Here is a 12,152-nt window from a genome sequence, read left to right on the forward strand (position 1 = left end):
CGCGCTTGCCTAGCAACTCGGCGGCTGCCCACCGGACGTGATCGCGTGCAGCGCATCTACCGCCTGGCTGAGCGTCTCGACCTTGACCAGCCGCAGGCCGGACGGATTGTCCGAACTGGCCTCGTAGCAGTTCTTCGCCGGCACCAGGAACACCGTCGCCCCGGCCGCGTGCGCGGCGACCATCTTGTGGGTGATGCCGCCGATCTGGCCGACCTTGCCGTCGGCGGTGATGGTCCCGGTTCCCGCGATGAAATTCGACCCGGCCAGGCCACCGGTGGTCAGCTTGTCGACCACGGCCAGGCTGAACATCAGTCCGGCGGACGGGCCGCCGATGTTGGCGAGATTGAAGTCCACGACGAACGGCGCCCACGGCGCGTCGAGCACCGCGACGCCCACGTAGCCGTAGTCGCGGTCCTTGTTGGAGCCCAGCGTGATCTGCGCCACACCGGCGGGTTCGTTCTTGCGGCGGTAGTCGATCGTCACGGTCTGACCGGGTTTGGTGTTCTTCAGCAGCCCGGTGAAGGCGTCGACGGTCGCGACCGGGGTGCCGTTGACCGCGTCGATGGCGTCGCCGGCCTTCAGCTTGCCCGCCGAGGGACCGGGTTCGGGGACCTTCGCCACCGTCACCGCCGACGGATATTTCAGATAACCCAACGCCGCGTATTCGGCGCTGTCCTCGGATTGCTTGAAGTCGGCGCTGTTGGCCTTGTCCACTTCCTCCCGCGACTTGCCGGGCGGATAGATGATGTCGCGCGGCACCAGCTGTTCGGTGTCCGAAAGCCAGAGCGTCAGCGCCTCGCCCAGCGTCAGATCGTCGCGCTGGGACACCGTCGTCATGTTCAGGTGACCGGTGGTCGGATGCGTCAGGGTGCCCTGGATCGCCACCACCTGCTTGCCGTCGACCTCGCCGAGCGTGTCGAAGGTGGGGCCGGGACCCAGCGACACGAACGGCACCGTCACCACCGCCAGCAACACACCGAACACCACGATCGGCACCAGCGCGACCATCAGGGTCAGGATGCGCCTGTTCACGCCGAATACACTAGACGGAGCGCGTCGCCGGTCATTCGGCTGCAAGGCCCCCGGTACGAGGTTCAGCTACAAGCTGACCCGCCGTCGCGCGCCTTCCGATCCCACGGTGAGTACCGTTGGGGTCATGGCTGACCTGCCGTTCGGCTTCTCCTCCGGGGAGGACCCCGACAAACACGGGAAAAAAGATCCCGACTCGGGTTCGAACCCGTCCGACCCGTTCGCCGCGTTCGGCATGAGCGGGGACTTCGGCATGGGTGACCTGGGCCAGATCTTCACCCAGCTGGGTCAGATGTTCAGCAGCGCCGGAGCCGTCGGACCCGGCGGAACGGCTTCGGGACCGGTCAATTACGAACTGGCGCGGCGCGTCGCCTCGAACTCGATCGGCTTCGTTGCGCCGGTGCCGGATACGACGAATTCGGCGATCGCCGACGCGGTGCACCTGGCCGAAACCTGGCTGGACGGAGCGACGGCGCTGCCCGCGGGCACCGCCAAGGCGGTGGGATGGACTCCCGCCGACTGGGTGGACAACACATTGGAGACGTGGAAGCGGCTGTGTGACCCGATGGCCCAACAGATCTCGACGGTGTGGGCGGCGTCGCTCCCCGAGGAAGCCAAGAGCATGGCCGGCCCGCTGCTACAGATGATGTCGCAGATGGGCGGCATGGCGTTCGGCTCGCAGCTGGGGCAGGCGCTGGGGCGGTTGTCCCGGGAGGTGCTGACGTCGACCGATATCGGTTTACCGTTGGGGCCCAAGGGAATTGCGGCGATCATGCCCGACGCCGTCGAGTCGTTCACCACCGGGCTCGAGCGTCCGCGCAGCGAGATCCTGACCTTTTTGGCCGCGCGCGAGGCCGCCCACCACCGGCTGTTCAGCCACGTCCCGTGGCTGTCGAGCCAATTGCTGGGAGCGGTCGAGGCCTACGCGATGGGCATGCAGATCGACATGTCGGGAATCGAGGAGCTGGCCCGCGACTTCAATCCGGCGTCGCTGTCGGATCCGGCGGCGATCGAAAACCTGTTTAGGCAAGGCGTATTCGAGCCCAAGGCCACGCCCGCGCAGACGCAGGCGCTGGAGCGCCTGGAGACGTTGCTCGCCCTGATCGAAGGGTGGGTGCAGGTGGTCGTGGCCGCCGCGCTGGGCGACCGGATTCCCGGCGCCGGCGCGCTCGGCGAGACGCTGCGCCGGCGCCGGGCCAGCGGCGGCCCGGCCGAGCAGACCTTCGCGACGCTGGTCGGGCTGGAGCTGCGGCCGCGAAAGATGCGTGAAGCCGCCGCGTTCTGGGAGCGCCTGACGCAGGCCGCCGGGGTCGACACCCGCGACGGCATCTGGCAGCACCCCGACCTGCTGCCCGACGCCGAGGACCTCGATGAGCCCGCCGGTTTCATCGACCGTGTCATCGGTGGTGACACCAGCGGCATCGACGAGGCGATCGCCAAACTCGAGCGCGAGGACCCCGACTCCGACGGCCCTGTGGACAACTGAACGGGGCCGTCGCCCCCGCCGTGGCACAGTTGCGCGGTGACTCAGCAGTGCCAGGCCGCGCTGTCCACCTACGCGCTGGACCCGGCGATGCCGGTGTTGCTGCGGCCCGACGGCGCGGTGCAGGTCGGCTGGGATCCCCGTCGCGCGGTGCTGGTACGTCCTCCGGGCGGTTTGGCGGCGCCCGAGCAGCGCAATGACTCCATCGGCAGCTCCGAGAGCGGCCGGCGGCTGTGCACGCGCAGCGACGGGGCGCGGCCGCGCGGTCGCTTGCATTCGGTCGCCACCCCGGCGCCGACGAGTTGCGCCACCAGGCTTCTCAGGCCGTCGGCGTCGGTCAGGCCACGGTCGAGCGCCCGCCGCTGTAGCTCCGGCAGCGGGGTCGGGGACGACATGGACCGCAACAGCGTGGCCAGTTCGGCGCCCGGATCGCGCACAGCAGCCAACCGCACGCCGCGGTGTCGGCCGGCGACGTCGACCTGGTCGTGTTGTCGGACTACCTGGTCACCGACCCGCGGGTGGTGCGCGACATGCACGACCAGGGCGTCGCGCATCTATTGGTGCGGGTGCGCGACGGCATCGGATCGGTGGGCCCGCTGGTGATCCCCGGCGTGACGAGCTGCCTAGTTAAGCACTCAGTGTAAGTACTTCGAGTTCCAGAGCGCCGTGGCACGCTCTAACGCCGCGTCGAGTTGCCGACACCAAAACGTGGGTGCTGGGTGGTGCTCAAGCCCCAACCGAACGCAGCTTCGCCGAACGGCCAGCATGTCCGCGGCGATATTGCGATGATGGCCCGGTCGCGATACCAGTCGGGAGAGGGCGAATGGCTAAACGAACGGTGCAAGAGCTGCTGGCTAGCTATGAAGATCCAAACTGGCGGAAGCTCTTTGTCGACTTTAGTGATTTGATGGAATCGTTGGGCGATTGCATCATTCCGGACAGCTACGTGGTATCGGACGATTTGAATAATGCAATCAAGTTGACCGAAGATGGAACTAAAATTTTGACCCGCCTTGTTAAGCAGGGGGTAAACGCCAAAGATGCTCGACTGATGTGCGCCTTGACAATCGGGTTTGATGACCTGTTTATTGACCTCCAGGCTACCGACCTAGGCAGATTGGAGGCAGCAATCGACGATGGAATCAAACGGAATCAGATACGATATCCTTTTATCTTCGCGCGTAGCCTTTACGATGCTTACGCTGAACTCTACGAAGATGAGCAAGAGTTTCTCGATAATGCCGAGACAATGAAGCTTCTCGACAGGCTTCCGACGGGTGTTTATCAGTACGGCAAATACACAATTGGACCATACGGTTTGCGTACAAGCTCTGAAAGAAGGCGGGCTCCAGCTAGCCGCCGTGTCCCCGCTTATCACTGCTCCGAGCCCGGGTGCCGAGCCATTCATCCTATCTCTCTGGAAACTGGCTCCAACGCTCCGATAAATCTCCAACGTCAAAAATTGCGAGACATCTTACAGGCTTTGCCTGGAAAAGGGGCAGAATGGTGGGCACTCGCAGCTGAGCTCCACGGCGGTGCCAGCCATTACTACGGCGATCAAGAGGTGACAGTTTTACTGCCTCTCTTGGGCGATGCGCTTTCGGACAGCGAGTTGCGACTATTCGTTGCGGATCTTTTCGACACGACCAAGGGCGTACTACGCGAAGCTGTGTCAGGGTTCATTACGGTCAAAGATGCAACGTCTGCCGTTGCACACATGAATCGAGCGCAGCTGCTTCAGGTGACTTTACTCGTTGACGAAGAGACGTTGGCCACAACATTAGACCGTCTAGTCAGATCCAATGCAATAGAAATTCCGTGCGGCGAGGTTCGGCTGCCGGTCATAAATCGGCAATTTCGGTCGGGCGCATTTCGGTTACGCGCTGAATTGGGTCATCTGGGAGTTCGATTCGTATCCGATCAGCCCGGCCTGGCTTTGTTGCGGGAACGAAGATTACTTAGCAAACTTTATGTACGGGACGCAGACGCAGACGTGCAGGAGCTGGAGTGGCAACTGCGGGGTTTCGACATAGATGACCTAGACGAAAAGCTAGAGAAGTTCTACCAGACTAAGTCGCCGACAGAAGCGTTGACTCGACTAGTGCTAGCCCGCAGGTCAAATATGATAACAGCTTGTCATGAAGTGCGCATCGACCACGATCAGGACATGACTGATGATGAGATCATCGGTACAATTCTGTGGAAATTGGGATTCGATGTCGAGCTGGAAAATGACCCACATGCTGTCTTCTGGCGAAGGCACGAGAAGATGTCGGCACTCACGCAATCCGCATCGATTGGCAGTTCAGCACTAATGGGCAGCTTAGAACGGTTTCAGGAAGCTGCTGCACCATATTTTACCGAGCTCGAACACATACTGCTCGACTCATTAGCATTCACATCTTGGGCGTTGCTTAATGACCATACTAGTGACGAAAAGCCTTTTTCCTATGACCACGAGCAAGGCCAAGAGCGGGGCCTGCAGCTCCTTCAGGGGACATTGCCCAAAAGCGAACAAGGGCAAGAAGGCTGCTTGGACTATTCAGGAAAACGCCCTGAACTCTACAGTCTTATGCAGGGTTTTCGAATCCTCGCAGACCATCTTGAAGCCTGTCGCAAGACACCAGAGAATTTCGAGAGGCCAATTGAAGATATCCCGGAATTCGATGGCAAGACTGATCTTAAGCGTTATTTGCTTCGTTCCACGCTTCCCTTCTTAAACTTATCGTTGCCAAGTCAGGAGCGGATTATTACCGGGCTAAGATCCGTCACGAAGACGCTGGTAGATGCTTCCGTCAGTGAAGTCCGCAATGGTTACTTACACTATCGGCAGACCCCGCCGAATATTGAGCGAGTAGAACAGGCAGTCGAGGCCACGCGCCAGAGCGTAACAAAGATAGAGAATTTGGGATTTTGTCGTCTGCTGTTCGAGTTTTCATCAGCACTTGTTGACCGCTGGGGATTGCAAAAGCACCAATTTGTCGGACCCAGAAGTTTCGAGCACAGCTTCACACGGCCTACGACACTGGACTGGATGGGACTGCCACCTCTTGATGAAGCGCAACATCTATTGCGATCAGCCAGCTTCGAAGACCCTAACGAGGTTTTAAGATTCACCCGTAAGTACCGAAGCCAGTTTTCCGAGATGTGGCTTGGCTATCCGAACCGTAGACGCCGCGGACCCGGACTTCCCGCGGCCGAGGAGCAAGCCAACCATCAATCTGAGATTGAACAAACGACTAACTGAGCATGAGGTATCCGTCAGCTACGCAATCGAAGACTGGCGAAGTGCTCACCCGCCCCGTCCGGCTTCCGCACTGCTTTGCGCCCCTGCTTGGGAGCACCGCGCACAGATCGAACCTGTTTCCGATACCCCTCGTCTCAACGCTCGGGCCTCACGGCGCGCCAACTGGCCTCGAACGGCGCTGCCGCTGCACCGGGGAAAACGCGGAGAGTGAGCCGCTGGTGGCGTTCGTGGTCGGCGCGCGGCACAGCGACGCAGGCCAGTCGGACCGGTGACCACAACGAATGGAATGGTCATCGGAACACGCGGCAGCAAGACGTGTCCGTCGCCGGCAGCACCGTCCGGACAGATGGACGGTTGCGCCGGCCCGAGGATGACCTCGATGGCCGGGCTTGACGAGCAAGCCGCCTCATTGACGGCGACACTCGTGGCATCGGCAAGGTGATCGCCAGGCTCGAGCAAGCGGGCGACGGCGGCGGTTCCGCAAATAATTGACGGCATGCACTGTTTCTGCGGTGCCGAGCCGGAGGATCTAGCGCGGACGTTGGGCCGCATCGGGCTGCACGGTCGTTCTGGCGGTGCTGAGCGCCGACGGTTGTGGGCACCACCAAGCGGTCTCCCGCCTACCAGCACGACTATGGCGCCGGAGCGACCAGGTCTAAGGCCTGATTAAGCAGGGCGAACTCCTCATCAGTGCGTGCGACGACAGCCTGAAGGCGGACAAGTCGACGCAGGGCTACAGCTTCGACGACGCGACCGTCTACAAACAGGCCTGCCTTGACTCCCATCGTGCGGAGCGATTTCGACCGACGCGGGCTTCTGAGCCGGCGCCGCCGTCAACGACGCCGCCAGCGGTCCTGTTGATAACCGACGTACCGCTCGCCGTCGGCGTGGCACCCTGCAGCGGTGCCCTCAGCCGTCTATGCCACCTACGCAGCCACCTATGCGCTGGACCCGGCGATGCCGGTGCTGCTGCGGCCCGACGGCGCGGTGCAGGTCGGCTGGGATCCCCGTCGCGCGGTGCTGGTACGTCCTCCGGGCGGTTTGGCCGCCACCGAGCTGGCCACGCTGTTGCGGTCCATGTCGTCGCCGACCCCGCTGCCGGAGTTGCAGCGACGGGCGCTCGACCGTGGCCTGACCGACACCGAGGGACTGAGAAGCCTGGTGGCGCAGCTGGTTCGGGCCGGGGTGGCGACCGAATGCGGGCGACCGCGCGGCCGGGCGCCGTCGGTGCGCGTGCACGGCCGCGGGCCGCTCTCGGAGTTGCTCGTGGAGTCGTTGCGCTGCTCGGGCGCCCGGATCGCGCACAGCAGTCAACCGCACGCGGCGGTGTCGGCCGGCGACGTCGACCTGGTGGTGTTGTCGGACTACCTCGTCGCCGACCCGCGCATGGTGCGCGATCTGCACGACCAGGGCGTCGCGCATCTGCTGGTGCGGGTGCGCGACGGCATCGGGCTGGTGGGTCCGCTGGTGATCCCCGGCGTGACGAGCTGCCTGGGCTGCGCGGACCTGCACCGCAGGGACCGCGATGCGGCGTGGCCGGCGATCTGTGCGCAGCTGCGGGAAACCGTCGGCGTCGCCGACCGGGCCACCGCGCTCGCGACCGCGGCGCTGGCGCTGTCTCAGGTAAACCGGGTGATCGCGGCCGTGCGCGGCCAGGACGCGGCGTCCGAGCCCGAACCGCCCCAGACGCTGAACGCGACGCTGGAATTCGATCTGCACGCCGGCGCGATCGTCGCGCGGCAGTGGGTCAAACACCCGTTGTGCGCCTGCTGAGGGCGGGCCCGCGCGCTGACCTGCCGCGACGCGGGTTGACAACAAGCGTTGTCGGCTTCTCTCCACATCGCGTGGGCCATCATGGATGATGGTTACGTGGCAGACATCAAACGGGGCCGGGCTGCGCGTAACGCCAAGCTGGCCAGCATTCCGGTCGGATTCGCCGGTCGGGCAGCGCTCGGATTCGGTAAGCGGCTGACCGGCAAGTCCAGGGACGAGGTCCAGGCCGAGCTTCTGGAAAAGGCCGCCCACCAGTTGTTCACCGTCTTGGGTGAGCTCAAGGGCGGCGCGATGAAGGTGGGCCAGGCCCTGTCGGTGCTCGAGGCCGCGATTCCCGAGGAGTTCGGCGAGCCGTACCGCGAAGCGTTGACCAAGCTGCAAAAGGATGCCCCGCCGCTGCCGGCGGCCAAGGTGCACCGGGTGCTCGACGCCCAACTGGGCACCAAGTGGCGGGAGCGGTTCAGTTCGTTCGACGACACCCCGGTGGCCTCGGCGAGCATCGGCCAGGTGCACAAGGGCGTGTGGTCCGACGGCCGCGAGGTGGCGGTCAAGATCCAGTATCCCGGGGCCGACGAGGCGCTGCGGGCCGACCTCAAGACCATGCAGCGGCTGGTCGGGGTGTTCAAGCAACTCGCGCCGGGCGCCGACATCCAGGGCGTGGTCGACGAGTTGATCGAGCGCACCGAGATGGAACTGGACTACCGGCTCGAGGCCGAGAACCAGCGCGCGTTCGCCAAGGCGTATCACGACCATCCGCACTTCGCGGTGCCGCGCATCGTGGCCAGCGCACCGAAAGTGGTGATCCAGGAGTGGATGCAGGGCATCCCGATGGCCGAGATCATCCGCCACGGCACCACCGAGCAGCGCGATCTGGTCGGCACCCGCCTGCTCGAGCTCACGTTCGACGCGCCGCGCCGGCTGGAGATGCTGCACGGCGACGCCCACCCGGGCAATTTCATGCTGCTCGACGACGGCCGCATGGGCGTCATCGACTTCGGCGCCGTCGCGCCGCTGCCCGGCGGCCTGCCGATCGAGCTCGGGATGAGCATCCGGCTGGCCCGCGACAAGAACTACGACCTGCTGTTGCCGACGATGGAGAAGGCCGGGTTCATCCAGAAGGGCCAGCAGGTGTCGGTGCGCGACATCGACGACATGCTGCGCCAGTACGTCGAACCGGTCGAGGTCGAGGTCTTCCACTACACCCGCAAGTGGCTGCAGAAGATGTCGGCCATCGAGATCGACCGGTCCGTGTCGCAGATCCGCACGGCCCGGCAGATGGATCTGCCGCCCAAGCTGGTGATCCCGATGCGGGTGATCATGTCGGTGGCCGCGATCCTGTGTCAGCTGGACGCCCACGTGCCGATCAAGGCGCTGTCCGAAGAGCTGGTGCCCGGGTTCGCCGAACCCGACAACGCGGTCGTCTAGTCTCGCGCGCTAGGCCGCCTTGCGGGGGCGGCCGCGGGGTCGTTTGAAGCTCAACACCGAACCGCGGTCGAAGATCTCGCCGCCCCACACGCCCCAGGGCTCGGCCCGTTCCAGCGCGGCCGCCAGGCACTGGCGGCGCACCGGGCAGTCGACGCACAGCGACTTGGCGCGTTCGAGATCGGCCGGCGCTTCGGCGAACCAGAGATCGGGATCGCCGGCGTGACACGGCAGGTCCGGCCTGGGGGCTATCCGTGCCGACATGTCCTACCACCTACTTCCTGGTCTGGGTTGCTGTCCTTGAGCGGTGATCCGGACCAGGTCGCTTCGTTGCCGACCGATAACTATGGCCACGGATCCTTGACTTCGGGTCCGTGGCCATCTGGGTGAAAACCGGGGCTGCTGCTTACGTTGCCTTCGGTGGGCCCCCGACTCCTACGGACGCGTCGGTCGCGGCGGCGGCGCGATGCTTACGCGCGGCCGCCGACACGGCGGCGTGTGCGGCATGGGAGGTACCCGCGGACAGCTCCGCGCGGGCCACGCCTACACCGAACGCGTCGCTGAGCATCGCGGCCACCTCCTTCGTCCGTAGTGCCGAGTCGCGGTATCGAGGGTAAACGGTCACCGTCGTCGTCACAACCGATTTTCTGACCTGCGCGTTTGCCGGTCAGCGACCGCGAACCAGCTCCAGCACGTCGGGGCCGTACTGTTCCAGCTTGCGCGCGCCGATGCCGGGAATCGCGATCAGCGCCTCGTCGTCGTCGGGCCGCAGCTCGGCAATGGCGATCAGCGTGTTGTCGGTGAAGACGACGTAGGCGGGCACCTTCTGTTCCTTGGCGACGTCCAGCCGCCACGCCTTGAGCCGGAGCAGCAGGTCCTCGTCGATGTCGGCCGCGCAGGTCTCGCAGCGGCGCAGCATGACGGCCGCCGGGGTCGTCAGGTTGTTGTTGCAGATCCGGCAGCGGGTCGCGGTGGCCCGGTTGCGCCGAGACTTGTTCGGCCCCGGCTCGGCCCGCGCCTGGGGTGCGATGCCGTTGAGGAACCGCGACGGCTTGCGCCCCTGACGCCCGCCCGGGCTGCGGGCCAGCGCCCAGCTGAGCGCCAAATGCGTTCGGGCCCTGGTGATTCCGACGTAAAGCAGGCGGCGCTCCTCCTCGACCGCCTCGCTCTCGGCGCCGTGGGCGAGCGCGTGTGAGATGGGGAGCGTGCCGTCGGCCAACCCGACCAAGAACACCGCGTCCCACTCGAGCCCCTTGGCGGCGTGCAGCGATGCCAGCGCGACGCCCTGCACCACCGGCGGGTGCCGGGCGTCGGCGCGCATCCGAAGCTCGGCCAGCAGCCCCGGGAAGTCCAGCTGCGGGCGTTGGGCGACTTCGTCGTCCACCAGTTCGGCCAGCGCGCTCAGGGCCTCCCAGCGCTCGCGGGCGCGGGTACCGACCGGCTCCTGGGCCGTCAGGCCCAGCGGTTCCAGCACCGCGCGGACGACGTCGGGCAGGGGACCCTCCGCACCGCGCGCCGTGGCTCGTTCTGAGGCCCGATGCAGCGCCAGCAGGGCCTGTTTGATCTCCTGGCGATTGAAGAATCCCTCGCCGCCGCGGACCTGGTAGGCGATGCCCGCCTCGGTCAGCGCCTCCTCGTAGATCTCCGACTGCGCGTTGACCCGGTACAGCACGGCGATCTCGGATGGCGGGGTACCGGATTCGATGAGCCGCGCGATCGACGCCGCGACCGCGGCGGCCTCGGCCGGCTCGTCGGGATGCTCGTGGAACGTCGGCGCGGGACCCGGCGGGCGCTGGCCCACCAGGTGCAGCTTGCTGCCGGCGACCCGCCCGCGCGCCGCGGCGATCACCTGGTTGGCCAGCGAGACCACCTGGGGGGTGGACCGGTAATCGCGCTCGAGGCGCACGACGGTGGCGTCGGGGAAGCGTCGGGAGAAGTCGAGCAGGAACCGCGGCGAGGCCCCGGTGAACGAGTAGATGGTCTGGTTGGCGTCACCCACCACCGTCAGGTCGTCGCGGTCGCCCAACCAGGCCGTCAGCACCCGCTGCTGCAACGGCGTGACGTCCTGGTACTCGTCGACCACGAAGCAGCGGTAGCGGTCGCGGAACTCCTCGGCCACCGCAGGGTCGTTTTCGATCGCGGCCGCGGTGTGCAGCAGCAGGTCGTCGAAATCGAGCAGGGTGACGTGTTCGCCGCGCGCTTTGAGGGCCTCGTAGGCGGCGTAGACGCCGGCGATCTGGGCGGCGTCCAGGGGGATGTCCCGCCCGGCGGCGGCCACCGCGGTGGGGTATTCCTCGGGGCCGATCAGCGACGCCTTGGCCCACTCGATCTCGCCGGCCAGGTCGCGCACGTCGTCGGTGCTGGCGTTGAGCCGGGCGCGGCTGGCCGCCCGGGCCACGACCGCGAACTTGCTGTCCAGCAGCTGCCACCCGGTGTCACCGACCACCCGCGGCCAGAAGTACCGCAGCTGCCGGTGGGCGGCGGCGTGAAAGGTTAGGGCCGAGACCGCGCCGACGGCCGGCCCCATACCCGCCGCGGCGTCGATCGCCCGCAACCGGGAGCGCATCTCCCCCGCCGCCCGCTGGGTGAACGTGACCGCCAGCACCTGGCCGGCGGCGACATGACCGCCGGCGACCAGCTGGGCGATCCGGTGAGTGATGGTGCGGGTCTTGCCCGTTCCGGCACCGGCCAGCACGCAGACCGGGCCGCGCGGAGCCAGCACGGCCTCGCGCTGCTCGTCGTCCAGCCCGGCTGTCAGTGGATCGGCGACCGTCGGCATGGCGTCCATAGTGGCTTCCCATACTGACAAGTCGCCGAGCGAGCTGATGCATCGCCACGCCCGAATCGGATCGACCTCCGCATCCCGTCCCCCTCGCCGCTGCGCGGCTGGGCGGTACCCCCGGCGCGGAATGCATCGTCGCCGGGCTACGTTATCGGGCTATGACCACTGCCCCGCTCACCGTCTACACGACATCCTGGTGCGGCTACTGCCACCGGCTCATGACGGTGCTCAAATCCAACGGAATCCCGTATGAGGCGGTCGACATCGAGCACGACGCGGCGGCCGCTGACTTCGTCAGCTCGGTCAACGGCGGCAACAGGACGGTCCCGACGGTGAAGTTCGCCGACGGGTCGACCCTGACCAACCCGAGCGCGGCCCAGGTGAAGGCGAAGCTGGCCGAGACCGGTAGCTGAGCC

The 12,152-nt window shown here is 65.8% G+C and carries 8 protein-coding genes and 3 pseudogenes; 7 read left to right on the forward strand and 4 right to left on the reverse strand.

What is annotated here, in order from left to right; genetic code table 11:
• Positions 1–9 precede the first annotated feature (9 nt).
• Positions 10–1,032 (reverse strand): PDZ domain-containing protein, encoded by a 1,023-nt coding sequence (locus W7U_RS15625; protein ID WP_008259626.1) that lies wholly within the window; start codon positions 1,030–1,032, stop codon positions 10–12.
• A gap of 106 nt (positions 1,033–1,138) precedes the next feature.
• Here W7U_RS15625 and W7U_RS15630 point away from each other — a divergent pair, with 106 nt between their 5' ends.
• Both W7U_RS15630 and W7U_RS26250 read left to right on the forward strand, forming a co-directional pair.
• The gene (locus tag W7U_RS15630) at positions 1,139–2,515 is read left to right on the forward strand and encodes a zinc-dependent metalloprotease (RefSeq protein WP_008259627.1); all 1,377 of its coding nucleotides are present in this window, start codon (positions 1,139–1,141) and stop codon (positions 2,513–2,515) included.
• Between the two features lie 36 nt (positions 2,516–2,551).
• Positions 2,552–2,701, forward strand: a pseudogene (locus W7U_RS26250) (cyclodehydratase); the annotation flags it as partial.
• On the opposite strand, the pseudogene W7U_RS25055 reads toward W7U_RS26250, so the two are convergent.
• Positions 2,692–2,934, reverse strand: a pseudogene (locus tag W7U_RS25055) (cyclodehydratase); the annotation flags it as partial. The pseudogenes W7U_RS26250 and W7U_RS25055 overlap by 10 nt on opposite strands.
• Between W7U_RS25055 and W7U_RS25060 the strand changes: the two are divergent.
• From W7U_RS25060 to W7U_RS15645, 4 genes and pseudogenes are all read left to right on the forward strand, one after another.
• Positions 2,932–3,138: pseudogene (locus W7U_RS25060) on the forward strand (cyclodehydratase); the annotation flags it as partial. The pseudogenes W7U_RS25055 and W7U_RS25060 sit on opposite strands and share 3 nt — an antisense overlap.
• A 197-nt stretch (positions 3,139–3,335) precedes the next feature.
• On the forward strand, positions 3,336–5,759 hold the full coding sequence (locus W7U_RS26255; RefSeq protein WP_136244655.1) for a hypothetical protein: 2,424 nt from the start codon (positions 3,336–3,338) through the stop codon (positions 5,757–5,759).
• Positions 5,760–6,662: 903 nt separating this feature from the next.
• Positions 6,663–7,532 carry a hypothetical protein gene (locus tag W7U_RS15640; protein WP_008259630.1) on the forward strand — a complete coding sequence of 290 codons (870 nt, stop codon included), beginning with the start codon at positions 6,663–6,665 and terminating at the stop codon, positions 7,530–7,532.
• 81 nt (positions 7,533–7,613) lie between these two features.
• Entirely contained in the window at positions 7,614–8,957 is a 1,344-nt protein-coding gene (locus W7U_RS15645; protein WP_008259631.1) for an AarF/UbiB family protein, read from the forward strand.
• 9 nt (positions 8,958–8,966) lie between these two features.
• Here the strand turns inward: W7U_RS15645 and W7U_RS15650 are convergent, their stop codons facing one another.
• Both W7U_RS15650 and W7U_RS15660 read right to left on the reverse strand, forming a co-directional pair.
• Positions 8,967–9,218 (reverse strand): WhiB family transcriptional regulator, encoded by a 252-nt coding sequence (locus tag W7U_RS15650; RefSeq protein WP_008259632.1) that lies wholly within the window; start codon positions 9,216–9,218, stop codon positions 8,967–8,969.
• A 403-nt stretch (positions 9,219–9,621) separates the two neighbouring features.
• Positions 9,622–11,733: an ATP-dependent DNA helicase UvrD2 gene (locus W7U_RS15660; protein ID WP_008259633.1), complete on the reverse strand. Its 2,112-nt coding sequence runs from the start codon at positions 11,731–11,733 to the stop codon at positions 9,622–9,624.
• Positions 11,734–11,894: 161 nt separating this feature from the next.
• On the opposite strand from W7U_RS15660, the gene mrx1 reads away from it, so the two are divergent.
• A complete protein-coding gene (mrx1, locus tag W7U_RS15665; RefSeq protein ID WP_008259646.1) occupies positions 11,895–12,149 on the forward strand; it encodes a mycoredoxin Mrx1 in 255 nt (84 codons plus the stop codon).
• The last annotated feature ends 3 nt before the right edge of the window (positions 12,150–12,152 follow it).

Source organism: Mycobacterium sp. H4Y, from assembly GCF_000364405.1.
Lineage (GTDB): Bacteria > Actinomycetota > Actinomycetes > Mycobacteriales > Mycobacteriaceae > Mycobacterium > Mycobacterium intracellulare.